Below are 23,845 nucleotides of genomic sequence, written 5' to 3'. Positions count from 1 at the left end.
CGGGTTCGGGCGGTGTAGTTCAGGCGGTGTAGGGGCGGACGGCGGTGACGGCGGCCACGGGCAGGGGCCCGTACAGGTGGGGGTAGCCGTTCTCGGTGCGGACGTCGAGCCCGGTGGGGTCGATGTCGAGGACGAGCAGTGGTTCGGTGACGTGGGTGTAGTAGCGGCCGTGGACCTCGCGGAGCTGGTGGAGGTCGCGGCTGCAGTGGATGAAGCCTTCCTGCTCGAGCGTGCGGCCGAGGGTGGAGGTGCGGTACTCCCCCGCCCGGGTGGCGTGCTGCCAGTCGGCGGCCAGGGCGAGGTGGTGGATGGCGGGGCGGCCGGCGGGGCCGGTCGCGGTGGGGCTGGTCATGGGGTCCATTCGGTTTCGAGGATGGCGTGGACGGCTTCGCTGGCCCATTCGCCTTTGACGTATTCGTTGTCGATGAGGGTGGCTTCGTGACGCATGCCGAGTTTGGTCAGGACGCGGGCTGAGGCGGTGTTGCGGGCGTCGAGGCGGCCGGTGATGCGATGCAGGTGGAGGCCGGTGAAGCCGAGGCGGAGCATTTCGCGGGCGGCTTCGGTGGCGTAGCCATGGCCGTGGTGGCCGGGGTGGAGGACGTAGCCGATCTCGCCCTGGCGGTGCTCGCGGCTGGTCCAGATGAGCAGGGCCGAGCCGATGAGGTGGCCGCTGCCGCGCAGGGTGATGGCGAGGTCGAGGCCGTCGCCTTCCCGGTGGATGGCGGTGCGGATGGCTTTCTTGGCGAGGGCTTCGCGGCTGGTGTCGCGGTCGCGGGGGTGCCAGTAGAGGTAGCGGGTGACGTCGGGGCGCGATTCGTAGGCATGGACGGCGTCGAGGTCGTCGAGGGTGAAGGGGCGCAGGGTCAGGCGGGGGGTGGTGATCGGGTAGGCGGGCTGGAGGGCGGGCTCGTCGTGGTGGCCGGGTGTGGCGGGGTGGATCACGGGGGGCAGTGTAGGGAGAGGGGTGGGGGGTGGCAACGCGTTTTCGGCGGAGGGCTCGGCGATCATCGGGGGGTACCGGCGAGGTTGAGGACGACGACACCGCCGATGATGAGCAGGATGCCGCCGATCTTGAGGGGGGTGAGGGTCTCCCCCATGAAGGCGGCGCCGATGAGGGCGATGGCGGCGGTGCCGGCACCGGACCAGACGGCGTAGGCGGTGCCCATGCCGAGCTGGAGCCAGGCCATGGAGGTTTCTTCCCTGAGGTGGTGAAGTGGGACGGGTGTCTGATTTTAGCGTGGGGCGGTCCGCTCCCCCGGGGTGCGCGGAATCGCTTGAAAACACAGTCGAATACGTGTTCCACTGGAGGGTGTGGGTTGGGACGCGCTTGCGCTGGTTGACGCTGCCGATGAGCGACCGCTGATCGAGCGGCGCGCGGTGCTGCGTGACGGCTTCTACGAGACGCAGGCCCGCACGATGATCGAGCGGGTGCCGCCGGCCGCGGGCATCGCCCAGCAGTGGGCCGTCTCCCCTTACCGGGGGTGCGCGCATGCCTGCCGGGGGTGCGGGGCGCGGGCCGGGCACCGGCGGCTGGGGCTGGACGCGGGGCGGGATTTCGACACGCGGATCGTGGTCAAGCCCAACGCGGTGACGCGGCTACGGGCGGACCTGGCGCGCTGGGGCGGCGACGAGCTGGCGGTGGGTGTCAGCGGCGACTGCTACCAGGAGGCGGAGGAGACCTACCGGCTGATGCCGGGGGTGATCGGGGCGCTGGCGGAGTCGGGGGTGCCGTTCACCGTCTACACCAAGGCGGCCCTGGTGCTGCGTGACGCGGCGTTGCTGGCCGAGGCCGGGGCGCGGGTGGCGGTGTCGATCGCGTTCGTGGACGAGCGGATCCGGCGGGCGGTGGAGCCGGGGGCGCCGACGGCGCAGGCGCGGCTGGAGCTGGTCTCGGCGCTGGCGGAGGCGGGAGTGGAGTGCCGGGTGCTGATGGCGCCGGTGCTGCCGCTGCTCAGTGACGCCGCCGATCAGCTGGGGGCGACGGTGCGGCGGATCGCGGGTGCGGGGGCGCGGGGGGTGGAGCCGGTGGTGCTGCGGCTGCCGCCGGGGACGCGGGCCTGGTACCTGGAGTGGCTGCAGCAGGCGCATCCGCGGCTGGTGGCGCGTTACGAGGAGCTGTACGACCGGGCGGGGCTGCCGTCGCCGGACTACGAGCAGCGGATCACGGGGCAGATCGAGCAGTTGTGCCGGGTGTACGGGCTGGAGTTCGGTCCGGGCCTGCCGCGCCGGCGGGAGCCGCGGGCGGCGCAACTGTCGCTCGTGTGACGCTTGCTTCTCTGGCCGCTGTCGTCCTGGCCGGTGTCGGCGCGGGAGAAAAACGGGTCGTGGCGGCCGGGTGGGCGTTGCTAGCGTCGCCGGGCATGAGCGAGATGAACGCGGCCGGTGAGGTCGTCGATGTCGAGGGGTTCGTGGCCGACGGGTTCGCCAAGGTGGAGGCGGTCGTCCCGCGCGAGGTGGGTGAGGCGGCCCAGGAGCTGCTGTGGCAACGGATCGGGTTGTCGCCGGACGATCCGCCGGGGTGGACGCAGCCGGTGGTGTGGACGGCTGACCTGACGGGCGAGGGGCCGTTCGGGCAGATCGTGCGCAGCGCGCGGCTGGCGGCGGCGCTGGACGCGGTGGCGGGCGCCGGCGGGTGGCTGCCGCTCGGCAGCGTAGGCAACATACCGGTGCGTTTCCCGAGGGTGCCGCCGGCCGAGGACCGGGGCTGGCACATCGACGCCAACACCCCGCGCCCGGACGGGACGTACGGGGTCAGCGGGCGGCCGCACACGTTGCTGCTGCTGGTGCTGCTGTCGGAAGTGGGGCCGCGGGACGCGCCCACGCGCATCCGGGCCGGCTCGCAGCGGGACATGGCGCGGCTGCTGGACGAGCGGGTCCAGGACGTGATGGAGATCGGCCCGAGGTTCGAGGAAGTGGGCCGCGATCGTCCGGTGGCGCTGGCCACGGGGCTGCCCGGCGACGTGTACGTGGTGCATCCGTTCGCGGTGCACGCGGCGCAGGAGCACCAGGGGACACGGCCGCGGTTCATGGCGCAGGCGCCGGTGTTCCTGTCGCGGCCGCTGGCGCCGGGCGCGGACACGCCGCTGGCGCGGGCGGCCGGTCAGGCGTGACGTTCAGCGGGTGATCGCGTCGTTCAGGCAGCGGTGTCGTTCAGAGAGCCGGTGTCGTTCAAAGAGCGTTGTCGTTCAAAGAGGTGGCGGCGTCAGCGGGTGGCGGCGTCGATGAGCAGGAACGACGCCGCGCCGAGGGCGGCGGCGGTGAGGGTCACCGCGGCCAGCGCGGCGGCGACCAGGATCCGCCGCCTCGGGCCGGGCCCGGGCGGCGGGGCGGGATGCTGCTCCCCCGTTGTCATGTCACCGACGGTAACAAGGACACCGGCCCGCGGACCGGAGGGGGCCGGGTCAGGTGGGGGCGGGGGTGGTGCGGGTGGCGAGGTGGTCCAGGCTGATGCCGAGGACGTCGGCCAGGGCCGCGATGGTGAAGAAGGCGGGCGTGGCGATCCGCCCGGTCTCGATCTTGCGCAGGGTCTCGGCGGACATGCCGGCCGCGGCGGCGACCTCGACGATGCTGCGCTCGCCCCGGGCCTGGCGCAGCATCGTGCCGAGTTGCTCGCCGCGGAGCCGCTCTTCAGGGGTCAGCGGAGGTCGCACCATGAGGGTCACTCTATACCGCGAGATCCGAATACCGGTATTTTTATCGTCCGATGCCGGGGGCGTGGCGAACCGGCCGCCCTCTCCCCCGGGCCGGCGGGGTTCCAGGTGGCGGGAATGCCCGCCGCCCCGCCCGGATGGCAGCCTGGAAGGCGGGCCGGCCTCCGGTGGCCTGGCCGCTGTTTAGCTGGTACGTGGTGGTGGTGCTGCGCGCCTTGTGGGACGCCTTGGAGACTCTCGCGGTGTGGCTGGCCCTGCTCCCTCCTGACCGGCGCCCCGTCCCAGTCGGCGGCGAGCGAGTTCACGGTATTGAGCTGGGGGTTGCTGGTGCTGGACGGGCTGATCGGCTTGGCCCTGCTGCCGGCGTGGTGGATCCAGCGGGCCCGTTCCGGCCGGCGGGACTGGGTAATAACCGGTGATCCAGCGGTCCGTCCGCCCGGTGACCGCGCCCTGCCCGTTCGTACCGCTGCCCGGCTCGATGCGACAACCGCGCCGGGCGCTGCGAGGGCCGCCCCGCTCCCGCCGCCGGCGCCCCGGCCGGCCCCCCTGACCGGGTACCGCCCGATCGCATGCCCCCCGACGCGCTGTCACCCCAGTGGATCCCTCCCGCCGGCGGGATTCCACCCGGCGGGACGCCCCCCGATGACAGACTCCCCGATGACAGGCCACCCGGTGACAGGCCACCTGGCGACAGACCTCCCCACGACAGGCCCTCCGGCGACAGTCCTTCCCATGGGGCGCCGGCCGCCGGCGGGACGCCGTCCGGCCGTACAGGGACACCCGCGCACGCGAGCGGGCGTCCCGGTCGAGGTAATAAGCGCGATCCCCTGCTGGCGGCTCTCGGGCGAGCCGGCGCGACAGCCCGCGGACGCCGCCCGCCCGGCCCCCGCCCGTCGGCTCGTACCGGCCCACCGGCCCGGACCGGCCGTACCCGACCGCCGAGCCGCACCTGCCCGCCGGCCCGGACAGCCGGCCGGGAACGCGCCGGCACCCACCCGCCCCGGGCCCGGCCGGCCCCGCACACCCGGCCGCCCCCAGGACGTACACCGGAACGTGATGTCATAGCAGCCGCTCCTCCTCCGACTCCGGGCCCAACACGTAACGGCACCGGCCGCAGGACCGCACCCGCACCTGTACCCGCGTACGCGGGTGCCCGCCCGCTCCGGGCTGTGGTCGTCTCCGCTGTCTTGGCGATCGTTGTCATGGCGCCTCGCGTGGCCTGGCCGGCGCCCGCCTACGCGCACCGTCACCCTGCTGTTGCTCCCAGGTTATGTCCGGTCCCTTATCCCGGGCAGTTCACGCCAAAACCCACAGGAAGTTTTTGCCTCACCTGGAAGGACGGTACGACCCGATTTGACCCTCACGTCACGTCAGGCCTCATCGTGGAGAGCATGAGCTACTCGGTAGGACAGGTCGCCCGCCTGGCCGGTGTCACGGTCCGCACCCTGCACCACTACGACGAGATCGGCCTGCTCGTCCCCACCGAGCGCACCCGCGCCGGCTACCGCCGCTACACCGACGCCGACCTCGTCCGGCTCCAGCAGATCCTGCTCTACCGCGAGCTGGACTTCCCGCTGGAGGAGATCGCGGTCATCCTCGACGAGCCGAGCGTCGACGAGCTCACCCACCTGCGCCGCCAGCACGAGCTGCTGACCACCCGCGCCCGCCACCTCGGCCAGGTCATCGCCGCCGTCGAGCGGGCCATCCACGCCCGCAGCAGCGGCATCACCCTGACGCCCGAGGAGCGTTTCGAGGTGTTCGGGGACTTCCGCCCCGAGGAGCACGAGCCCGAGGTCGAGCGCCGCTGGGGATCCAGCCCCCGCTACGCCGAGAGCCGCCGCCGCGTCGCCGCCTACACCAAGGCCGACTGGCTGCAGCTCAAGGCGGAGGCCGCCGCCATCGTCGCCGGGCTCGCCGACGCCTGCAAGGCCGGCCTGCCCCCCGGCGGCGAGCAGGCCATGGACCTGGCCGAGCGCCATCGCGGCCACATCAGCCGCTGGTTCTACGACTGCGACCACGCCATGCACCGCTGCCTGGGCGAGCTGTACGTCACCGATGCCCGGTTCACCGCTTTCTACGACGCCGAGCTGCCCGGCCTGGCCGCCTACCTGCGCGAGGCGATCGAGGCCAACGCCCGCCGCCGCCCCTGATACATACCCTTGCGGGCATATAACCCGGCGGGTATATTCACGGCATGCCCTTCGACGTCCTCGCCGAACCCGCCCGCCGCCACATCCTCGACCTCCTCCTCGAACGCCCCCGCAACGTCACCGAGCTCACCCACCACCTCGGCCTCACCCAGCCCGGCACCAGCAAACACCTGCGCGCCCTGCGCCAAGCCGGCCTCGTCACCGTCCGCAAGGACGCCCAGCGCCGCTTCTACGAGCTCACCCCCGCTCCCCTCGCCGAGATCGACGCCTGGCTCACCCCCTACCGCAAACTCTGGAACCACAGCCTCGACCGCCTCGAAGCCCACCTCGACACCATGGACGACGACCGATGAACGAGACCCTCACCCTCCACCCCGACGGCCGCACCACCCTGCGCATGCAACGCCGCCTCCCCCACCCGCCCGAGAAGGTCTGGCGCGCCATCACCCAACCCCAGCACCTGGCCGCCTGGTTCCCCGCCCAGGTCACCCTCGACGGCGACCGCATCACCTACGGCTTCGGCCCCGACGGCCGCATCACCCGCAACGACCCGCCCCGCCTGTTCGCCCACACCTGGGGCGAGGACCACCTGCAATGGGAGCTCCACCCCGACGGCACCGGCGGCACCGTCCTGACCCTCACCCACACCTTCACCGACCACCACGGCGCCGCCAGCTTCAGCGCCGGCTGGCACACCTGCCTCATGGCCCTGCTCGCCCACCTCGACGACCGCCCCCACACCCCCGACCCCGCCGCCACCGCCCGCCTCCACGAGGACTACGTCCACATCCTCGGCCTCGACCCCGCCGAGCCCACCGGCACCAGCCCCCGCACCAGCCCCGGCGCCGGCGCCAGGGGCGAAGCCGACGGCGCGGCCGTCCGCCTCGAACGCCAGCTCACCCGCCCCGCCGACCAGGTCTGGCACCACCTCGACGGCCACCGCGCCACCGTCGGCGAGCCCCCGCCCGCCCCCTTCACCGTCCCCGGCGTCCCGGCCGGCCCCGTCACCCGCGTCGAGACCGGCAAGCTCCTGCACTACGACAGCCCCGGCGGCGGCGTCCGCTGGGAGCTGGCCGAGGGCACCGGGCACGGCGCCCGCCTCGTCGTCACCCACACCGGCGACCCGTCCGCCCTGCCCGCCTGGCGCTCTCGCGTCGCCGTTCTTGCTTTTGAACTGCTGGATTTTTGATGTAAAAACCCACGTTCTTTACATTGTAGATCATTAAGCGGTGAGGTCCAGCGCCGCGGCCGTCAGCGCCCGCGCCCGCCCGGACGTCATCAGCACCTCCGTCGAGTCCGACAGCTGGTCCACGCACCCGGCCACCGGCAACCCCAGGACCGCCGGGTCCGACACCGACGCCATCAGCGCCTCGGCGAACCGGTCCCCGCCGATCACCCGGAACGGCCGGTCGTGGAAACCCCGCACCCCCTCGTCCAGCCGCTCGGCCAGCCCCAGCCGGTTCTGCAACGCCGCCAGCCGCGCGTACGCGCCCGACAGCCCCTCCTCCCGCTCGCGCCACGACCGCGCCGCCATCGCCGACCTCAGGCACTCCCCCAGCTCCGCCGACCCGGGCAGCCGCGCCAGCGCGCTGCCCAGCCACTTGGCGTAGGGCGGGTAGCGCCGCCGCAGCAGTAACGCCAGCCGCATCACCTCCCGCGCCAGCCGCGCGCCCACCACCGCCGACCCCAGCTCGTCGCCGACCTCGCCGCACCGGCCGGGGAACGGCTCCTCCTGCGCGATGCGCCGCCACTGGCAGGCCAGCACGTACCGCCACACGTCCTGCGGATACCAGCGCAGCACCTCCCGCGCCGCCTCCAGCGCGCCCAGCCCGTCGTGGAAGACCTCCCCGCGCGTCACCTCCGCCAGCCGCTGCCACGGCACCGACAGCCAGTCCAGCAGCGTCATCCCCGCCCGCGGGTCGAACCCCAGTTGCTCGCGCAGCCACGCGCCCGGCTCGCACACCCGCACCCCGGGCCGCACCTGCCCGTGATAGGAGAACACCGTCTCCAGCCCCCGGAAGCGCTCCGGCAGGCCGGACAGCACCTTCGTCTCCACCTCGGCCACGTCCTCGCCGGCCACGAACACCAGCACCCGCGGCCCCCAGTCGTGGTCGGCCGAGCGCGCGGTGTCGAACGCCAGCACCTCCGACCCCGGGCCCACCAGCGCGGCGCTGTGCGCGATGCGCGGCACCAGCGGCGCCACCACCTCGTGGTAGAAGGCCCGGGACAACTCAATACCCGGCATGAAATCGGACATCACGCCGTCAACTCTGCACCAGCACCGCCCGAACCTCACCCGATTTTCGCCCAGCCGACCCGCCCCGCGACGGGCCGGCGGCGGGCGACGGCGGTCAGGGGGTGACGGAGGAAGCCATCACGTGGCGGCGCCGGTAGCCGAAGAAGCACGCGCCCGGCCGCACGCCACCACAGCGCTCCCGGCGGCGCTGGCCGTGGCGCCGTCCAGCGGCCAGGCGCGCGTGCCGCCGCGCAGGCCCTGCGCCACCCACATCACCAGGTCGTCGTCCCCGCAGGCCGCCCGCACCTCGCCGGGCGTGCGCAGCTCACGGATCACAGAACAGCTCGCGGATCACCAGGCAGCTCACGGATCACCGGGCAGCTCGCGGATCACAGAATCGCGCCCGGCCGGTACTGCGCGGCCTGCGGGTGCGCCGCCACGACCTCGCCGACTCGTCGCGCGACCGCCTCCACCTGGTCGGCGGCCGCCCCCGTGAACGGCACCCGGTCGGCCAGCAGCCCCTCCAGCTCCGCCCGCCCCAGCGGGAACCGCTCGTCGCCGCCCAGCCGGTCCAGCAGCTCGTTGGCCGCGCCGCGCGAGCGCATCGCCAGCGCCGCCGCCACCGCGTGCTCCTTGATCAGCTCGTGCGCCTGCTCGCGGCCCACCCCGGCCCGCACCGCCGCCATCAACATCTTCGTCGTGGCCAGGAACGGCAGGTAGCGGTCCAGCTCGGCCGAGATCACCGCCGGGAAGGCGCCGAACTCGTCCAGCACCGTCAGCATCGTCTCCACCAGCCCGTCGAAGGCGAAGAACGCGTCCGGCAGCGCGACCCGGCGCACCACCGAGCACGACACGTCGCCCTCGTTCCACTGGTCGCCCGCCAGCTCCCCCGTCATCGAGGCGTAGCCGCGCAGCACCACCGCCAGGCCGTTGACCCGCTCGCAGGAGCGGGTGTTCATCTTGTGCGGCATCGCCGAGGAGCCGACCTGCCCCTCGGCGAACCCCTCGGTGACCAGCTCGTGCCCGGCCATCAGCCGGATCGTCCTGGCCAGCGACGACGGCGCCGCCGCCAGTTGCACCAGCGCCGTGACCACCTCGAAGTCCAGCGAGCGCGGGTAGACCTGCCCGACGCTGGTGAAACGGCGGGCGAAGCCCAGGTGGGCGGCCACCCGCTCCTCCAGCTCGGCCAGCTTGGCCCGGTCGCCGCCCAGCAGGTCGAGCATGTCCTGGGCGGTGCCCACCGGGCCCTTGACGCCGCGCAGCGGGTAGCGCCCGAGCAGCTCCTCCAGCCGGCCGTAGGCCACCAGCAGCTCGTCGGCCGCCGTCGCGAACCGCTTGCCCAGCGTCGTGGCCTGCGCGGCCACGTTGTGGGAGCGGCCGGCCATCACCGTGCCGGCGTGCTCGGTGGCCAGCCGCGCCAGGCGCGCCAGCAGCGCCACCACCCGGTCGCGCACCAGCAGCAGGCTGTCGCGGATCTGCAGCTGCTCGACGTTCTCGGTCAGGTCGCGCGAGGTCATGCCTTTGTGCACCTGCTCGTGCCCGGCCAGCGCGTTGAACTCCTCGATCCGCGCCTTGACGTCGTGGCGCGTCACCCGTTCCCGCGCGGCGATGGACTCCAGGTCGACCTGCTCGACCACTTTCTCGTAGGCGGCCACCGCGCCCTCCGGCACCGCGATCCCCAGCTCGGCCTGGGCCCGCAGCACCGCCAGCCACAACCGCCGCTCTGCGACGATCTTGTACTCGGGCGACCACAGCCGGGTCAGCTCCGGCGAGGCGTAGCGGGCGGCCAGGACGTTGGGGATGCGCGGCTTGGAAGTCACGTTCGACAAGTGTAGGCACCAGCCGCGCCCGCGGCCGACACGGCCCACGGCTCGCCGAGGGGCGCGCGTCAGTCGGCGTCGCGGCTGGTGAAGATGTCGATCAGCAGGCGCACCGGCAGGCCGGCCTCGGTCGGGTAGCGGAAGTGCCGGTCGAGGTTGAGGCTGTAGTGGTTGCGGCGGCCGATGCGTTCCCGGTGCAGGTAGCCGGCCTCGAACAGATCGGTGACGATGTTCTGCACCCCTCGCTCGGTGATGCCGATGTGGGCCGCGATGTCCCGCAGCCGCACCCGCGGGTCGCGGGCGATCTCGATCAGCACCCGGGCGTGATGGGTGAGGAAGGTCCAGGTGGCCGGGGCCTCACCCGCCGGACTCATGCCGTTCCCACCTCCTTTCCGGTCGCGCGTCACTCTCGCCGAGTGACGAACCGCTCGTTACCCGAAAATCTTATGACGAAGCTTCTTTCGCGTAACCACGTTCGGACGTGTCTATCTCATCACATACCTGGACACATGCCAGAAACCGCCCCCTCCGGTACGGACGCGGCGGGCCACCGGCCACCGGGACCGGCACCCCGCCACGCCCGTACGGGAAGACCTCAGGCGCGCTGGCCGGCCAGGTTCTCCGTCCCGGCCCCGGCCCCGGTACCGGCGCCGTCCGCGCTCTCCCGCGCCCGGTCAGCCCCCTGCGGCGCCCGCGGCCCCCGATCGCGCTTCCTGGTCGTGGCCACGATGAGCGTGGGCACCAGCACCAGCGTCAGCAGCGTCGAGGACACCAGCCCGCCGATCACCACGATCGCCAGCGGCTGGGAGATGAACCCGCCCGACCCCGTCACGCCCAGCGCCATCGGCGTCAGCGCGCAGATCGTCGCCACCGCCGTCATCAGGATCGGCCGCAACCGCCGCCGGCCGCCCTCGATCACCGCCTCGACCACGCCCATGCCCTGCTCCCGGTACTGGTTGATCAGGTCGATGAGCACGATCGCGTTGGTCACCACGATGCCGATCAGCATCAGCATGCCGATCAGCGCTGGCACGCCCATCGCCGTCCCCGTCGCCACCAGCAGCCCGATCGCGCCCGTCGCCGCGAACGGGATCGACACCAGCAGGATCAGCGGCTGCACGAAGCTCCGGAACGTCGCCACCATGATCAGGAACACGATCGCGATCGCCGCCAGCATCGCCATCCCCAGGTCGGAGAAGGCGTCCGCCTGGTCCGCCGACGCCCCGCCCAGCTTGTAGGAGGCCGTCGCCGGCAGTTGCAGCCCCTTCAGCTTGGCGTCCAGGTCCTGCGTCACCGCGCCCAGGTTGCCCGCGTCCACGGCCTTGGCCGTCACCGTCGCCGAGCGCTCACCCTCGATCCGCGTCACCTGCGTCGGCCCGGCCACCTGCCGCACCTCCGCCACCGACGACAGCTTCACCAGGCCCGAGGCCGTCACCAGCCGCAGGTCCTTCACCGCCTCGACGTCCTCCGGCGCGTCCCCGCCGCGCAGCACCAGATCGCTGCTGCGCCCGTCCAGCGTCACCTGGCCCAGCGGCGCGCCGCGGAACGCCTGCGCCACCGACTGCCCGATCTGCGCCTCCGACAGGCCGCGCGCCGCCGCCTTCTCCCGGTCCACGACGACCTCGACCCGCGGCGCCGACGCCTCCATGTTCGACGACACGTCCCGCAGCCCCGGCACCTCGCCCATCGCCTTGACCACCTGGCCGGACACGCTGCGCAACGTCTCCAGGTCCGGGCCGCGCACGATCACGCTGATGGTGTCGGCGTTGAATCCGCCGCCGCCGGCCGCGCCGACCGTGACCTCGCCCACCCCCGACAGCTTCGCGATCTCCTCGCGCAGCCGCTGCTCCACCGCGGGCGTGTCGGCGCCGTCCTTCAACGTCACCGAGTACGACGCCCGGTCCGAGCTGCCGCCCCCGCCGAACGCGCCGCCCATCGCGCCGCCGCCGCCCACGTTCACCTGGTACATCTCGACCTGGTCGGCCCCGGCCAGCACCTGCTCGACCTTCTTGGCCGCCCGGTCGGTCGTGGCCAGGTCCGTGCCCACCGGCATGCGCTGCGACAGCGAGATCGTGTTCTGCCCGGAGGAGTCCAGGAAGTTGGTCTGCAACCCCCCGGCGATCCCCATCGTCGCGACGAACACCGCCACCCCGATGAGCACCGTCACCAGCTTGAACCGCGTCGCGAACCGCAGCACCGGCAGGTAGGCCCGCTGCAACGGCGAGCGCAGCTCCTTGGCCTCGGCCTCCTCGCGCAGCTTGCGCGCCTGCTCCGGCGACACCCGCGGCGCCCTGAGGAACCAGTACGCCAGCACCGGCACCACCGTCAGCGACACCACCAGCGACGCCAGCAGCGCCACCGTCACCGTGACCGCGAACGGGCTGAACAGCTCGCCCACCATGCCGCCCACCACCGCGATCGGCAGGAACACCGCCACCGTGGTCAGCGTCGAGGCCGTCACCGCGCCCGACACCTCGCGCACCGCCGCCAGGATCGCCTGCAGCTTGGCCTCGCCGTAGCCGAGATGGCGCTTGATGTTCTCCAGCACCACGATCGAGTCGTCCACGACCCGGCCCACCGCGATCGTCAGCGCGCCCAGCGTCAGCATGTTGAGCGAGTAGTCACCCGCCCACAACACGATCAGCGCGATCACCACCGACAGCGGGATCGACACCGCCGTCACCAGCGTCGAACGCACCGACAGCAGGAACACCAGGATCACCAGCACCGCGAACGCCAGCCCCAAAAGGCCCTCGGTCGTCAGGCTCTCGATCGACCGCTCCACGTACGGCGCCTGGTCGAAGACGACCGACACCGCCGTGTCCGACCCGTCGCCCAGCGCCTTGGTCAGGTCCGGCAGCAGCTCGTTGATCTCGCGCGAGATCGCCACCGCGTTGCCGTCGGGCACCATCGTCACCGACACGCCCAGGCTGGAACGCCCGTCGGTACGGGTGATCGTCGTCGCCTCGGCCAGGCCCCGGGTGATCGTCGCCACGTCGCCCAGCTTCACCGGCTTCGGCGCCCGCGGCCGCGCCTGCTGCGCCGGCCCCTGCGCCTGCGCCTGCTGCTGGGCCTGCTGGGCCTGCGGGGTGCCCGCCTGGGAGCGGCCCGGCTGCTGCCCCTGCCCCGGCTGCCGGGCCGGCTGCTGGGTCGCGGCCTGCGGCTGGGCGGGGGTCAGGTAGAGGTCCTTCAGCTTCTCGATCGAGTCGACCCGGGTGCCCACCTGCACCGTCAGCGTCTTGCCGCCGTCGGTCAGCGTGCCCGCCGGGATCGGCGTGCCGTTGGCCCGCAGCACCTCCGGGATCTGCGCGGCCGACACCCCCGCCAGCGCCATCTTCCCGGCGTCCGGCTCGATCGTGACGACCTCGTCACGGGTGCCGGTGACCGTCGCCTCCCGCACGCCCTCCACACCCTGCAACTCCGGGATCACCAGCCGGCGCAGCTTGTCGGCCATCGCCCGCTCGTCACCGCCGTCGCCCACCGCCAGCACCAGCACCGGGATGTCGTCGGTGTTGCCCGCCGCCACCCGCGCCTCCACGCCCTCGGGCAGCGTGGCCCGGTTCAGCGCCTGCTGCATCCGGTTCAGCGACGCCTCGATGTCGGTGCCGTACTCGAAGGCCACCTGCACCTGCGACATGCCCTCGCGGGAGGTGGAGGTCAGCTCCTCCATCCCCGCCAGCCCCTGGAAGGAGTCCTCGATCGGCTTGGTGACCTGCTCCTCCACGATCTCCGGCGACGCGCCCGGGTACGGGGCGATCACGAACGCGCCGGGGAACGACAACGACGGCAACAACTGCTGCTTCAGCTGCGGGATCGTGAACGCGCCGAACGCGCTGAGCACGACCGCGATCAAGATCACAAGAGTGCGGTTGACCAAGCTCAATCTGGCGAAAGCGGTCATAGGCTCCCCCTCCCAAGAGTTCGGCCCAGACTAACACTTCGCGTCACACGAATATTTAGACCCGTCAAGCAATCCTGATAACCTTCTCAGGAAGCGAGAGGTGATTGTGAACGACGAACGCGAAGACCTGATCCACCGGATCTCCGAGACACAACGCAGCCTGGGACGCGTCTTCGCCCAGCACCACTCCCCCCTCTTCACCTCCAACCTCACCATGCGCCAGCTCAAGGTCGTCATGCTCCTGTCGGCCAGCGGCTCGGCCAGCGGCCAGGAACTGGCCGCCGGCCTCGGCGTCGGCCTCGGCACCGTCACCGGCATCGTCGACCGCCTCGTCGCCCAGGGCCTCGTCAGCCGCCACGAGGACCCCCACGACCGCCGCGTACGCCGCGTCGAGCTCACCCCCGCAGGCGCCGCCTTCCTCGAAGAGGTCAGCAACGTCGGCAGCCGCCAGATGCGCCGCATCATGGACCACCTCGACACCGAGACCCTGCGCGCCCTCGACCAGGTCACCCGGGCCATCCACGCTGTCGCCGAGAAGCTCGACGGGGTGGACGGGCTGGAGTGAAAAAATCAGCCGCCTTTACTTTGTAGATTCGTCGGTGAGGCGGGACAGGACCTCCGGCAGCTCGCCCTCGTAGGCCACCGTCAGCCGCCGCGTCGCCCGCGTCACCGCCACGTACAGGTCCCGCCCGCCCATCGGCGACTGCGCCAGGATCCCCGCCGGATCCACCACCACGACCGCGTCGAACTCCAGCCCCTTGGCCTGCGTCACCGTCATCACCGCCACCGGCGCGTCCAGGTCCGCCGCCGGGAACAGCCGCGCCACCCGCTCGTGCAGCGCGTCCGGGGTCACCACCCCCACCCGGCCCTCGCCGATCGCCGCCAGCTCCCCCGCCACCAGCTCCGGCAGCCCCGACACCGGCGTGCGCACCGCCCGGGGCGCCGACTCGCCCGACCGCACCGACTCCGGCGGCTGCTGGTGCGGGTCGAAGGCCGCCAGCACGTCCGCCGCCACCTCCATGATCTCCACCGGCGTGCGGTAGTTGACCCTCAGGTGCTCCACCCGCCAGCGGCCCTTCAGGTACGGGTCCAGCACCTCGCCCCACGAGCGGGCCCCGGCCGCCGACCCCGTCTGCGCGATGTCGCCCACCACCGTCAGCGACTTGGCCGGCACCCGCCGCATCACCATCCGCCAGGCCATCGCCGACAGCTCCTGCGCCTCGTCCACGATCACGTGCCCGTAGGCCCAGCTCCGGTCGGCCGCCGCCCGGTCGGCCGTGGTCAGCTCCGCCCCGTCGTCGGCGTGCCGCTCGGCCAGCACGTCCGCCCGCGCGAAGATGCCCTCCTCGGCCACGCCGGTGGTCTGCAGCACCTCGCTGGCGTACAGCAGCTGCTCCGCCTCGTCCGCGTGCGCCAGCCGGGCCGCCGCGCGCCGCCGGGAGTCGTCCTCGCCCAGCAGCTCGGCCGCCTCGTCCAGCAGCGGCACGTCGCCCACCGTCCACGGCGCGTCCGCCGGGCGCACCAGGCACGGCCAGTCCAGGCCCGAGGGCGCCACCGACCACAGCGCGTCCGGGTCGGCCAGCAGGCCGGAGATCAGGGACTGCGGGGTCAGCTCCGGCCACAGCTCGTCGATCGCCCGGCGCACCACCGGCTCGGCCCACAACCGCTGCGAGGCCAGCTCCAGGTCCAGCTCGTCCAGGTCGCCCTCCAGGTCGAGCGGTTCGGCCAGCTCGGGGTCGAGCCCGGGATCCAGCTCGACCAGCTCCTCCAGGTGCAGCGACTCCTCCAGCGCCCGCGCCTCGGCCTTGGCCAGCTCCTTGAGCAGCTCGGTGACGTACAGCTTGCGGGCCATGTTGTGCGGCAGCCGCACCGCGCGCGCCCGGTCGCGCAACGCCGCGCACGTGGCGTGCGGCACCCGCAGCGCGTGCCCGTCCAGCTCCACCACCAGGTCGCCCCGCGGCACCCGCTGGCGCAGCTCCAGCGCCCGCGCCACCACCTCCACCATCCGAACGTCGCCCTTGACCACCGCCGTCTCCGGCGGGTCGGACGCCACCGCCCGCACGCCCGGGAACATCTCGCCCACCGTCGTCAGCACCACCTGCGTCTCCCCCAGCGACGGCAGCACCTGGCCGATGTAGCGCAGGAACGTCGCGTTCGGGCCGACCACCAGGACGCCGCGCCGCTCCAGGGTGTCGCGGTGGGTGTAGAGCAGGTACGCCGCCCGGTGCAGCGCCGCCACCGTCTTGCCGGTGCCCGGCCCGCCCTGCACCACCAGCGCGCCCTGCAGGTCGGCGCGGATCACCCGGTCCTGCTCGGTCTGGATGGTGGCCACCACGTCGCCCATCCGGCCGGTGCGGCCCCGGCGCAGCGCCGCCAGCAGCGCCGCCTCCCCCACCAGCGCGCGCCGGTCGCCCTCGCTCATCCGCTCCAGGTCGAACACCTCGTCGTCGATCGCGGTGACCTTGCGGTCCTTCAGGTGCAGGTGCCGGCGGCGCACCAGGCCGCCGGGGTCGGTGGCCGTGGCCACGTAGAACGGCCGCGCCGCCGGCGCCCGCCAGTCGATCAGGACCGTCTCGTGCCGCTCGTCCCGCAGCCCGATACGGCCGATGTAGGCGCTGTGCCCGGACCCGTCGTCGATGCGGCCGAAGCACAGGCCGCGCTCGACCGCGTTGAGCTGCGCCAGCCGCCGCGCCTGCTCCGAGGCCCGCACCTCGCGCTCGACCATCGCCTGGCGGCCGATGCCGCGGTGGCCGTACACCTGGCGCAGCGCCGTCTGCGCGTGTTCCCTGGCGAGGTCGAGCAGGCCGTAGAGCCACGACACGGTGCGCTGCTCGGTGTCAAGAGCTTCAGCGAGACCATCTTGACGATTAGCCATCGGGTGGTATACTCCTAACGGGAGGGCTGTGAAAGTCCTTGGTAGGGGTGGAGCATTCGAGCTTACCCCCGGCCGTGCGCCCGCGCAATCGCGCCCTTTCGCGCCGCCGCCCACCTCTCTCCGCCGGCGATCGTCAGGTTCGGCTGATTTCGGGAATAGGGCCATTCGCGGCGAGGCAACGTCCCAGGTCAGTTGGGTGCCAACATCCGCACAGGACACCTATGGACACGGGTGGTGATGAAGCGGATACTGAGCGTGTCAGCCCCTTTGTCCCGCGGCCACTCCCCCAGCACCGCATTCGCCGGCGTGTCTCGTGCTGCCCGGAGTGCGTTCGCCGGCGGCACGAACAAGGAGAAGCCATGCAGTTCAAGAAGCTCCTGGCCCTTCCGCTCACCCTTCTCGCAGCAGGAGCCTGCGTGACGACTGCCACCGTGGCCAGCGCCACGACCACTCCCGTCGCCCCCCTCGCCGCTGCCCGCCAGTCCGCCCTCCCCCCGGGCTACCAGCTCGTCATACTGCCCAACGCCAACGTCCCCAACTTCCAGCGCCGCACGCTGTACTGCCCCGGCGCCAAGAGGGTCCTCGGCGGCGGCGCCGAGGCCCGCGGCAACCGGGCCATCCTGGTCGGCTCGTTCCCCACCGACGACGCGCGCGGCTGGATCGCTCTCGGCCGCCAGGACGGCTACAGCGACGTCGGCATCAGCGTCTTCGCCATCTGCGCCGACTGACGTCCGCACGGACGGGCATCCACACCGACTGACACCCACACCGACTGACATCCGAACCGACTGACACCCGCGCCCTCGGGCCCGGCCGGTCCCCCCGGCCGCGGCCGGCGCGGACCCCCCGGCGCCCGCCGTTCCGGACGTCCCGCACGATGGCGGCGTCCTCGGCGGGCGCTTTCGCTCTCGGCTGGACGTCTTCCCGCGGCCGGGCCGCACACGAGAAGGTCACGGTATGCGCATCGCCGTGCTTTCCGACGTCCATGGAGTCCTGCCCGCCCTGGAGGCCGTGCTGGCCGAGCCGGACGTCACCACCGCCGACCTGATCGTGCTCACCGGGGACATCGCCGCCGGGCCCCTGCCGGTGGAGACGCTCGACCTGCTGACCACGCTGGGCGAGCGGGCGCTCTGGGTGCGGGGGAACGCCGACCGGGAGCTGGTGGAGGTGGCGCGCGGGCGGGCGAGCCCGTGGCCGATCTCCCAGTGGGCGGGCCAGCGGCTGCGCCAGGACCAGGTCGAGCTGCTGGCCGCGCTGCCCGAGCGGCAGGTCGTCCAGGCCGGACGGCTGGGGACGGCGTTGTTCGTGCACGCCACGCCACGCGGCGACGAGGAGACGATCCTCGTGGACAGCGCCCTGGAGCGCTGGGCCGAGGTGCTGGCCGGGGAGGAGGCCGACCTCATCGTGATGGGGCACACGCACATGCCGTTCGTCCGGCTCGCCGACCGGGTGATGGCGGTCAACCCGGGATCTGTGGGGATGCCCTACGGGAGACCCGGGGCGCACTGGGCCTTGCTGGACGGGGAGAGCGGCAGCGTCACCTTGCGCAACACCCCGCTGGACGCGCGGCGCACCGGGGAGCGGCTGATCGCCGAGAGCGGGTTCGAGGGGATCGCGCAGTTCGTGGACGAGTACGTGATGCAGGTCCACTCGGACGCGGAGGCGTTGCGCGCCTTCGCCAAGGCCGAGCAGCGTCCGCGATAAGCGATAAGACAGCCCCCGGCGGGCCCCGGCATCACGGGCGTCGGCTCACAGTGCGGGCTCACAGTGCGGGCTCACAGCGCGGGCTCACAGCGCGGGCTCCGGGGACGGGCTCAGAGGACGGGCTCACAGCGGGGCCTCGCGGGCCGCCGGTGGGGCCGTCGAGTGCCGGGGGACGAGGGTCGGCGTGACCGAGAAGCGGACCGACGAGCCGCGTCCCTCGATCCGCTCCAGCAGCAGCCGGCCCGCCGTGCGTCCCATCGCCGTGCCGTCCTGGTCCACGCTCGTCAGCGAGATGTTGGACAGCGCCGCCAGGCGGGTGTTGTCGTACCCGGCCAGCGAGATGTCCCCCGGCACCGACAGCCCCGCCTCGTGCAGCGCCCGCAACGCGCCCAGCGCCGCCAGATCGGCGCCCGCGAAGATCGCCGTCGGGCGCGGCGAGCGGGCCAGCAGCTCACGCGCGCCCGCGTAGCCGCCCTCCTCGCTGTAGGAGGTCAGCGCCACGGCGATCTCGCTCTCCAGCCCGTGCTCGCGCATCACCCGCTCGTACGTCGCCGCCCTGATCGTGTGCAGCGCCACCGACGCCCGCACGCGTACGCCCGGCTTGTGCCCGATGTGGGCGATACGCCGGTGCCCGAGCGCGATGAGGTGCCGCACCACCAGCTCAGCGCCGAGCTCGTCGTCGTCGTGCACCGCGTCGTACACCGCCGACCGCTCGTGCGGCCCCAGCACCACCGTCGGCGTCTGCGCGGCCACCTCCTCCAGCCGCGCCCGCCCCAGCTCAGGAGCGATCATGAGGATGCCGTCCACCTGCCGGTCCACCAGCGCGTCGATCGCCCGCGCCTCCGCCTCGGTGCCGGGCCCGCCCTGAACCATGATCGCCTGGTAGTCGGTGCCGGCGAGCTGCTCGTTCAGACCGTCCAGGATGTCCGGGAAGAACGGGTTACGCAGGTCCGGCAGCAGCACCCCGATCGTGAACGTCCGTCCCCGCATCGCCCGTGCCGCCGCGTGCGGCCGGTACCCCAGCTCCTCGATCGCCGCCTTCACCCGGTCCCGCATGGCGGGGCTCACGCCGTAGGCGTTGCGCAGCACCTTCGACACCGCCGTCGTCGACACTCCGGCATGGCGCGCCACATCGGCGATCGTCACCCGCCGCGGCCGCTCGCGCGTGGCCATCCCCCCGCCTCTCTCCTGGACGTCACCTGCCGATCGTCCCACCCGGTCACCCGGAACGCCCATCGATCATCCCGCCGGGCCGTCCCGGCGCCGTCAGGGCACATCATCGCCGCCCACGACCGGCACCGGCCACACCGCCCCTCCTCGTCTGGACGTCCTATATCGGCCTACCCGCCCGCTCCCGACCATGACCGACCGCGACCAACCGACCGCGACCAACCGACCGCGACCGGCCGACCGCGACCGGCCGACCGCGACCGGCCGACCGCGACCGGCGTAGAGGACCGATCCGCGCGCATCGGCCCGCCGGGTGCTCCCGCGGCCGGTCCGCCGGCGACGTCTCGTCTCGCCAACCGGCCTCGCCCGGCAGAGGACCCCGGCAGACGGCCCGGCAGACCGCCCGGCAGAGGACCCCGGCAGACGGCCCGGCAGACCGCTCGGCAGACGGCCCGTCCGACCGGCACCCGCCCTGCCGGGCCCGCCCCGTCCCCGGACGGACGCGCCGGCCCGCGCCGAACGTCCCGGTGCGCACGCGAGCACCCCGCAACGACGTCTCCGCAGGCCGATGCGAGCCGGGCGACCCGTCCTTCCGGACGTGCCGACCGTACGAGCGCCCCGGCCCGCCCACCCCCACCACCGGGTGCTAGCTTGTGCCACCGTGTCGGACTATCTGAGTGAGCTGTTCTCCCTCCACGGCCGCCGCGCGCTGATCACCGGCGGCAGCTCCGGGATCGGCTACGCCATCGCCGAGGCGATCGGCCGCGCCGGGGCCGAGGTCGTGCTCGTCGCCCGCCGCCCCGCCGAGCTGAGCGAGGCCGTCGCCCGCCTGGACCGGCACGGCGTCACCGCCACCAGCATCAGCGCCGACCTGGCCGACCGTGACGACGTGCGGCGCGTCTGCGACACCGCCGGCGACATCGACATCCTGGTCAACAACGCCGGCAACAACATCCGCAAGCCCATGGCCGACCTGACCACCGACGACTACGAGCTCACCCTCGCCGTCAACCTCACCGCCCCCTACCTCCTCGGCCAGCGCTTCGGCCCGGAAATGGCCGCGCGCGGCTGGGGGCGCATCATCAACATCGGCTCGCAGCAGTCGATCAGCGCCTTCGGTGACAGCGGCGCGTACGGCGTCGCCAAGGCCGGCCTCGCCGGTCTCACCCGCTCCCAGGCCGAGGCGTGGTCCCCCAGCGGCGTGTGCGTCAACACGATCATCCCGGGTTTCGTGCTGACCCCGCTCACCGCTCCCGCCCAGGCCGTCCCCGGCCGCGTCGAGGCCCTGGCCGCCCGCCACATGATCGGCCGCAACGGCCTTCCCGCCGACTTCGCCGGAGCGGCGGTCTTCCTGGCCGGCGACGCCTCCGCTTTCGTCACCGGCCAGATGTTGTTCGTGGACGGGGGTTTCTTCGTCCATTAACGAAGAAGCGCCTTTACAAAGTAGATCACTTACGGCATACCTGGCGCACGCCGGCGCCCTCCCGCCACGCGTCGATCACCAGCTCGTCGCCCTCGACCCGGGTCCAGGCCACCTCCGTGACCTCGATCCTGAACAGGTGGGACCCTTCGTCGGGCAGCCCGAACGACGCCAGCACGCCGGCGTCGGTGATCTCCACCGCCCGGCCGGACAGCTTCACGTCACCCTCCCACGCCGACGGGTCGTCGCCCTCCGGCTGCCGCGAGGTCACGTGGATCGCCATGCGCGCGTCCCGCCGCAGGTCGAGGGCCTTGACGGCGCCGGGCATCGACCCCATCCACAGCTCGTCGCCCTTGAAGCTCGTCTCGATGCCGCTGACCCGGGGCGAGCCGTCCTTGCGTAACGTCGCCAGGACCTTGTGCCGGTAGGTCTCCATCAGCCCCCGGGCGATCCCGCCCAGCCGGGGCGCCTGCCGCTCGAACTCCTGCCATGAAGCCATGACCGCCATCATGCCCGGCGCCACCGACAGAACCACAGTTCATGAACGCCGGTTTACAAACGCGCCGGCACTGGATACGTTTATAAACGAACGAACATTTATAAACGTTAGAGGAGTCACTCATGGCCTCCGGGCACCCGTTCACGTCCTCGGTGTTCATCGGCACGAGCCTCGACGGCTTCATCGCCCGCGAGGACGGCGACCTCGGCTGGCTCACCAGCCGGGGCGAGGCGGCCGGCACGGACCTGGGCTACCAGGAGTTCATCGACGGCATCGACGCCATCGTCATGGGCCGCGGCACCTACGAGACGGGGCTGAGCTTCGACCCGTGGCCCTACGAGGGCAGAGACGTCGCCGTCCTCAGCACCACGCTGCGGCCCGGAGCCGACCCGCGCGTCACCGTCCACCACGATCTCGGCGCCCTCGTGGACGCCCTGGCCGAGCGCGGCGCCAAGAACGTCTACGTCGACGGCGGCCGGACCATCCGCACGTTCCTGCGCGCCGGGCTGATCGACCGGATCACCATCACCACGGTGCCGGTGCTGCTGGGAACCGGGCGTCCGCTGTTCGGGCCGGTGGGCGGCGACGTGCCGCTCGTTCACGTCTCGACCCGGGTGCTCGGCGCGGGCGTCGTCCAGTCCACGTACGAGGTGGCCGCGACGGGCTGATCAGGAATCGAGAAGCGCGCGTGCCCGGCCGGCCCTAGCGTGACGTGCATGAACGTCACGATTCACGCCAGCTTCCTGCCCCATGACGACCCGGACGCCTCCCTGGCGTTCTACCGCGACGCCCTCGGTTTCGAGGTGCGCGACGACGTCGGCTACGAGGGGATGCGCTGGATCACGGTCGGCCCCGCCGGCCAGCCCGGCACGTCCATCGTGCTGCAGCCGCCGAGCGCCGATCCGAGCGTCACCGACACCGAGCGCCGCACCATCGCCGAGATGATGGCCAAGGGCACCTATGCCGGCATCCTGCTGGCCACCGACGATCTCGACGCCCTCTTCGCACGGGTGGAGGCCGGCGGCGCGGAGGTGATCCAGGAGCCGATCGAGCAGCCGTTCGGCGTTCGGGACTGCGCCTTCCGGGACCCCGCGGGCAACATGGTCCGCGTCCAGGAGCGGCGCTGAGCCTACGGCCGCCCTCGACCCGCGCCGCCGAGGGCGACGGGCATCGGGGGCGGCCGTCATGGTGGGCGTCGCCAGCGCCATCCGCTCCCCTGCCGTTCGACGGGGCCGCCCGTCGCCGCCGTGCCGGGGAGTGGTGCGGGGCCGTCGTGCCGGGTCGACAGGAGGAAGGCCAGGCGGGGGTTGTACCTGACCGCGAGCCAGGCGGCGCCGCCCAGGCAGGTGGCGACGCCCGTGATGGTGAGCAACCCGAACAGGGCCTGATGGCCGTCGCCGCTCACGGTCTCGGCGACGGGGGGCGGCATGACCTGGTGCGGGGCCTGGTGCGGGAAGCGGGAAGGCAGGGCGGCGTCGGCCGGTGTGCCGCCGCCGGCGCTCGCAAGGTCATCGGGGGAGCCCGCTCCGGCGGCGGGGTCGCCGGAGCGGGCCGGGGGCTGAGCCGAGGGCTGAGCCGGGGGCAGGGCCGCCGAGGGCTGGGCTGGGGGCTGGGCGGGGGCGGCGGCCCAGCGGTCGGTGGTGGTCATGGGGGCTTGGGAGGCGGGCGGGCCGCCGGCGGGTGCCGGGCCGTCGGTGCCCGGTGCGCCTTTCGCGGTGGTGGAGGGGCCTTTTGTGGTTGAGGTGCCGCCGGAGGCCCTGCCGGTCGGCGCAGGGCCGCTGGTGGTGGCGGGCGGATTGGGCGGGGTCGAGGTGGGGCGGCCGCCCGGCGGGACGGCGGCGCCGGAGGGAGTGACGCTGCCTACGGAGGTGCCGGCGCTTCTCGGGCCGGCACCGGCCGCGCTCCTGCCGGTTGCGCTCCTGCCAGCCGCGTTCGTGCCGGTTGCGCCGCTTCGGCCGCTGGGGCCGTTCCCGCCGTTCGGGGCGCTCGGGTGCGGGTTTCCAGGGGGTGGTTGGTTCGGTGTGGGGGCGGTGGTCGCCGGGAGGTCGGCGGCTGTGCGGTTTCCTCCTGAGGCGCTGCCGGCTCCGTTCGCCGGAGCGCCGGTGGTCGTGGTGGTGGTGGAGGCGCCGCACAGGGCGCCGTGGGCGATGCAGGAAGGGCTTCCGGGTCGCCTGGTGGTGGAGGTGCGGGGGCGGGAGTTCTGGCTGCTCGGGCGGCTGCCGGGCTGGGGCCGGTGCCGCCGCGCGCCGGTGTCGTCATCATCGTCATCGTCGTCGCCGCCGCCGCCGTCGTCATCGTCGGCGTGGGCGGCGGCCGGAGCGGGGAAGGGCAGCGGTGGCGGGTGCGGGCCCGTCCAGGAGAGCGGGCAGCAGACCAGGACGAACGCGACCGCGACAGTGGACAGGAACCACCGCATTCCT

Annotated in this window: 25 protein-coding genes; 11 read left to right on the top strand and 14 right to left on the bottom strand. The window is 72.9% G+C overall.

What is annotated here, in order from left to right; translation table 11 throughout:
* Window positions 1–19: 19 nt before the first annotated feature.
* From AB0H75_RS19780 to AB0H75_RS19770, 3 genes are all read right to left on the bottom strand, one after another.
* Complete coding sequence (locus tag AB0H75_RS19780; protein ID WP_367798012.1) at window positions 20–352, bottom strand: DUF952 domain-containing protein; 333 nt, start codon at window positions 350–352, stop codon at window positions 20–22.
* Entirely contained in the window at window positions 349–942 is a 594-nt protein-coding gene (locus AB0H75_RS19775; protein ID WP_367798011.1) for a GNAT family N-acetyltransferase, read from the bottom strand. Before AB0H75_RS19775 ends, AB0H75_RS19780 begins: the two co-directional genes overlap by 4 nt.
* Window positions 943–1,004: 62 nt before the next feature.
* On the bottom strand, window positions 1,005–1,187 hold the full coding sequence (locus tag AB0H75_RS19770) for an SMR family transporter (protein WP_367798010.1): 183 nt from the start codon (window positions 1,185–1,187) through the stop codon (window positions 1,005–1,007).
* Between the two features lie 190 nt (window positions 1,188–1,377).
* Between AB0H75_RS19770 and AB0H75_RS19765 the strand changes: the two genes are divergently transcribed.
* Together AB0H75_RS19765 and AB0H75_RS19760 are read left to right on the top strand one after the other, a co-directional pair.
* Window positions 1,378–2,265 carry a radical SAM protein gene (locus AB0H75_RS19765; protein ID WP_367798009.1) on the top strand — a complete coding sequence of 296 codons (888 nt, stop codon included), beginning with the start codon at window positions 1,378–1,380 and terminating at the stop codon, window positions 2,263–2,265.
* A 95-nt stretch (window positions 2,266–2,360) separates the two neighbouring features.
* Entirely contained in the window at window positions 2,361–3,110 is a 750-nt protein-coding gene (locus AB0H75_RS19760; RefSeq protein ID WP_367798008.1) for a phytanoyl-CoA dioxygenase, read from the top strand.
* 92 nt (window positions 3,111–3,202) lie between these two features.
* Here the strand turns inward: AB0H75_RS19760 and AB0H75_RS19755 are convergent, their stop codons facing one another.
* Window positions 3,203–3,352 (bottom strand): hypothetical protein, encoded by a 150-nt coding sequence (locus AB0H75_RS19755; protein WP_367798007.1) that lies wholly within the window; start codon window positions 3,350–3,352, stop codon window positions 3,203–3,205.
* Window positions 3,353–3,401: 49 nt separating this feature from the next.
* The gene (locus AB0H75_RS19750; protein ID WP_367798006.1) at window positions 3,402–3,653 is read right to left on the bottom strand and encodes a helix-turn-helix domain-containing protein; all 252 of its coding nucleotides are present in this window, start codon (window positions 3,651–3,653) and stop codon (window positions 3,402–3,404) included.
* Between the two features lie 1,388 nt (window positions 3,654–5,041).
* On the opposite strand from AB0H75_RS19750, the gene AB0H75_RS19745 reads away from it, so the two are divergent.
* From AB0H75_RS19745 to AB0H75_RS19735, 3 genes are read left to right on the top strand one after another with little or no spacing between them, the layout of a single operon-like run.
* The gene (locus AB0H75_RS19745; protein WP_367798005.1) at window positions 5,042–5,800 is read left to right on the top strand and encodes a MerR family transcriptional regulator; all 759 of its coding nucleotides are present in this window, start codon (window positions 5,042–5,044) and stop codon (window positions 5,798–5,800) included.
* A gap of 44 nt (window positions 5,801–5,844) precedes the next feature.
* Window positions 5,845–6,153, top strand: a complete 309-nt coding sequence (locus AB0H75_RS19740) for an ArsR/SmtB family transcription factor (RefSeq protein ID WP_367798004.1) — start codon at window positions 5,845–5,847, stop codon at window positions 6,151–6,153.
* Window positions 6,150–6,989, top strand: a complete 840-nt coding sequence (locus AB0H75_RS19735) for an SRPBCC family protein (RefSeq protein WP_367798003.1) — start codon at window positions 6,150–6,152, stop codon at window positions 6,987–6,989. The genes AB0H75_RS19740 and AB0H75_RS19735 overlap by 4 nt, the downstream gene beginning before the upstream one ends.
* Before the next feature lie 33 nt (window positions 6,990–7,022).
* Here the strand turns inward: AB0H75_RS19735 and AB0H75_RS19730 are convergent, their stop codons facing one another.
* From AB0H75_RS19730 to AB0H75_RS19710, 5 genes are all read right to left on the bottom strand, one after another.
* Complete coding sequence (locus AB0H75_RS19730; RefSeq protein WP_367798002.1) at window positions 7,023–8,045, bottom strand: DUF4037 domain-containing protein; 1,023 nt, start codon at window positions 8,043–8,045, stop codon at window positions 7,023–7,025.
* A gap of 129 nt (window positions 8,046–8,174) precedes the next feature.
* The gene (locus AB0H75_RS19725) at window positions 8,175–8,372 is read right to left on the bottom strand and encodes a hypothetical protein (protein WP_367798001.1); all 198 of its coding nucleotides are present in this window, start codon (window positions 8,370–8,372) and stop codon (window positions 8,175–8,177) included.
* Window positions 8,373–8,425: 53 nt separating this feature from the next.
* Window positions 8,426–9,856, bottom strand: coding sequence for an adenylosuccinate lyase (gene purB, locus AB0H75_RS19720; RefSeq protein ID WP_367798000.1), 1,431 nt, complete (start codon window positions 9,854–9,856; stop codon window positions 8,426–8,428).
* Between the two features lie 68 nt (window positions 9,857–9,924).
* Window positions 9,925–10,230, bottom strand: coding sequence for a helix-turn-helix transcriptional regulator (locus AB0H75_RS19715; RefSeq protein WP_367797998.1), 306 nt, complete (start codon window positions 10,228–10,230; stop codon window positions 9,925–9,927).
* A 221-nt stretch (window positions 10,231–10,451) separates the two neighbouring features.
* Entirely contained in the window at window positions 10,452–13,757 is a 3,306-nt protein-coding gene (locus AB0H75_RS19710) for an efflux RND transporter permease subunit (protein ID WP_367797996.1), read from the bottom strand.
* A gap of 100 nt (window positions 13,758–13,857) precedes the next feature.
* Between AB0H75_RS19710 and AB0H75_RS19705 the strand changes: the two genes are divergently transcribed.
* Window positions 13,858–14,322 carry a MarR family winged helix-turn-helix transcriptional regulator gene (locus tag AB0H75_RS19705; protein WP_367797994.1) on the top strand — a complete coding sequence of 155 codons (465 nt, stop codon included), beginning with the start codon at window positions 13,858–13,860 and terminating at the stop codon, window positions 14,320–14,322.
* Window positions 14,323–14,337: 15 nt separating this feature from the next.
* On the opposite strand, the gene AB0H75_RS19700 is transcribed toward AB0H75_RS19705, so the two are convergent.
* Complete coding sequence (locus AB0H75_RS19700; RefSeq protein ID WP_367797992.1) at window positions 14,338–16,632, bottom strand: ATP-binding domain-containing protein; 2,295 nt, start codon at window positions 16,630–16,632, stop codon at window positions 14,338–14,340.
* 359 nt (window positions 16,633–16,991) lie between these two features.
* Here AB0H75_RS19700 and AB0H75_RS19695 point away from each other — a divergent pair, with 359 nt between their 5' ends.
* Together AB0H75_RS19695 and AB0H75_RS19690 are read left to right on the top strand one after the other, a co-directional pair.
* Entirely contained in the window at window positions 16,992–17,360 is a 369-nt protein-coding gene (locus AB0H75_RS19695) for a hypothetical protein (protein ID WP_367797990.1), read from the top strand.
* 229 nt (window positions 17,361–17,589) lie between these two features.
* Complete coding sequence (locus AB0H75_RS19690; RefSeq protein WP_367797988.1) at window positions 17,590–18,336, top strand: metallophosphoesterase; 747 nt, start codon at window positions 17,590–17,592, stop codon at window positions 18,334–18,336.
* 123 nt (window positions 18,337–18,459) lie between these two features.
* On the opposite strand, the gene AB0H75_RS19685 is transcribed toward AB0H75_RS19690, so the two are convergent.
* Window positions 18,460–19,509 carry a LacI family DNA-binding transcriptional regulator gene (locus AB0H75_RS19685; RefSeq protein ID WP_367797986.1) on the bottom strand — a complete coding sequence of 350 codons (1,050 nt, stop codon included), beginning with the start codon at window positions 19,507–19,509 and terminating at the stop codon, window positions 18,460–18,462.
* 658 nt (window positions 19,510–20,167) lie between these two features.
* Here AB0H75_RS19685 and AB0H75_RS19680 point away from each other — a divergent pair.
* Entirely contained in the window at window positions 20,168–20,929 is a 762-nt protein-coding gene (locus AB0H75_RS19680) for an SDR family NAD(P)-dependent oxidoreductase (RefSeq protein WP_367797984.1), read from the top strand.
* Between the two features lie 25 nt (window positions 20,930–20,954).
* Here the strand turns inward: AB0H75_RS19680 and AB0H75_RS19675 are convergent, their stop codons facing one another.
* Window positions 20,955–21,425 (bottom strand): pyridoxamine 5'-phosphate oxidase family protein, encoded by a 471-nt coding sequence (locus AB0H75_RS19675; RefSeq protein ID WP_367797982.1) that lies wholly within the window; start codon window positions 21,423–21,425, stop codon window positions 20,955–20,957.
* A 122-nt stretch (window positions 21,426–21,547) separates the two neighbouring features.
* On the opposite strand from AB0H75_RS19675, the gene AB0H75_RS19670 reads away from it, so the two are divergent.
* Both AB0H75_RS19670 and AB0H75_RS19665 read left to right on the top strand, forming a co-directional pair.
* Window positions 21,548–22,093: a dihydrofolate reductase family protein gene (locus AB0H75_RS19670; protein WP_367797980.1), complete on the top strand. Its 546-nt coding sequence runs from the start codon at window positions 21,548–21,550 to the stop codon at window positions 22,091–22,093.
* Between the two features lie 48 nt (window positions 22,094–22,141).
* Window positions 22,142–22,552 (top strand): VOC family protein, encoded by a 411-nt coding sequence (locus AB0H75_RS19665; RefSeq protein ID WP_367797978.1) that lies wholly within the window; start codon window positions 22,142–22,144, stop codon window positions 22,550–22,552.
* Window positions 22,553–22,608: 56 nt separating this feature from the next.
* Here AB0H75_RS19665 and AB0H75_RS19660 read toward each other — a convergent pair whose 3' ends face one another.
* Window positions 22,609–23,073 (bottom strand): hypothetical protein, encoded by a 465-nt coding sequence (locus AB0H75_RS19660; protein WP_367797976.1) that lies wholly within the window; start codon window positions 23,071–23,073, stop codon window positions 22,609–22,611.
* Between the last annotated feature and the right edge of the window lie 772 nt (window positions 23,074–23,845).

Source organism: Nonomuraea sp. NPDC050783, assembly GCF_040802095.1.
Taxonomy (GTDB): Bacteria; Actinomycetota; Actinomycetes; order Streptosporangiales; family Streptosporangiaceae; genus Nonomuraea.
This window is presented reverse-complemented; position numbering and strand designations above follow the sequence as displayed.

What these genes read in the sequence shown, in the direction of transcription:
- AB0H75_RS19690 (WP_367797988.1), top strand. Translation starts at nt 17,590, where the DNA reads ATGCGCATCGCCGTGCTTTCCGACGTCCATGGAGTCCTGCCCGCCCTG.
- AB0H75_RS19685 (WP_367797986.1), bottom strand. Translation starts at nt 19,509, where the DNA reads ATGGCCACGCGCGAGCGGCCGCGGCGGGTGACGATCGCCGATGTGGCG.
- AB0H75_RS19745 (WP_367798005.1), top strand. Translation starts at nt 5,042, where the DNA reads ATGAGCTACTCGGTAGGACAGGTCGCCCGCCTGGCCGGTGTCACGGTC.
- AB0H75_RS19755 (WP_367798007.1), bottom strand. Translation starts at nt 3,352, where the DNA reads ATGACAACGGGGGAGCAGCATCCCGCCCCGCCGCCCGGGCCCGGCCCG.
- AB0H75_RS19715 (WP_367797998.1), bottom strand. Translation starts at nt 10,230, where the DNA reads ATGAGTCCGGCGGGTGAGGCCCCGGCCACCTGGACCTTCCTCACCCAT.
- AB0H75_RS19710 (WP_367797996.1), bottom strand. Translation starts at nt 13,757, where the DNA reads ATGACCGCTTTCGCCAGATTGAGCTTGGTCAACCGCACTCTTGTGATC.
- AB0H75_RS19735 (WP_367798003.1), top strand. Translation starts at nt 6,150, where the DNA reads ATGAACGAGACCCTCACCCTCCACCCCGACGGCCGCACCACCCTGCGC.
- AB0H75_RS19740 (WP_367798004.1), top strand. Translation starts at nt 5,845, where the DNA reads ATGCCCTTCGACGTCCTCGCCGAACCCGCCCGCCGCCACATCCTCGAC.
- AB0H75_RS19665 (WP_367797978.1), top strand. Translation starts at nt 22,142, where the DNA reads ATGAACGTCACGATTCACGCCAGCTTCCTGCCCCATGACGACCCGGAC.
- AB0H75_RS19730 (WP_367798002.1), bottom strand. Translation starts at nt 8,045, where the DNA reads ATGCCGGGTATTGAGTTGTCCCGGGCCTTCTACCACGAGGTGGTGGCG.
- AB0H75_RS19780 (WP_367798012.1), bottom strand. Translation starts at nt 352, where the DNA reads ATGACCAGCCCCACCGCGACCGGCCCCGCCGGCCGCCCCGCCATCCAC.
- AB0H75_RS19700 (WP_367797992.1), bottom strand. Translation starts at nt 16,632, where the DNA reads ATGGCTAATCGTCAAGATGGTCTCGCTGAAGCTCTTGACACCGAGCAG.
- AB0H75_RS19675 (WP_367797982.1), bottom strand. Translation starts at nt 21,425, where the DNA reads ATGGCTTCATGGCAGGAGTTCGAGCGGCAGGCGCCCCGGCTGGGCGGG.
- AB0H75_RS19660 (WP_367797976.1), bottom strand. Translation starts at nt 23,073, where the DNA reads ATGACCACCACCGACCGCTGGGCCGCCGCCCCCGCCCAGCCCCCAGCC.
- AB0H75_RS19695 (WP_367797990.1), top strand. Translation starts at nt 16,992, where the DNA reads ATGCAGTTCAAGAAGCTCCTGGCCCTTCCGCTCACCCTTCTCGCAGCA.
- AB0H75_RS19760 (WP_367798008.1), top strand. Translation starts at nt 2,361, where the DNA reads ATGAGCGAGATGAACGCGGCCGGTGAGGTCGTCGATGTCGAGGGGTTC.
- AB0H75_RS19670 (WP_367797980.1), top strand. Translation starts at nt 21,548, where the DNA reads ATGGCCTCCGGGCACCCGTTCACGTCCTCGGTGTTCATCGGCACGAGC.
- AB0H75_RS19770 (WP_367798010.1), bottom strand. Translation starts at nt 1,187, where the DNA reads ATGGCCTGGCTCCAGCTCGGCATGGGCACCGCCTACGCCGTCTGGTCC.
- AB0H75_RS19750 (WP_367798006.1), bottom strand. Translation starts at nt 3,653, where the DNA reads ATGGTGCGACCTCCGCTGACCCCTGAAGAGCGGCTCCGCGGCGAGCAA.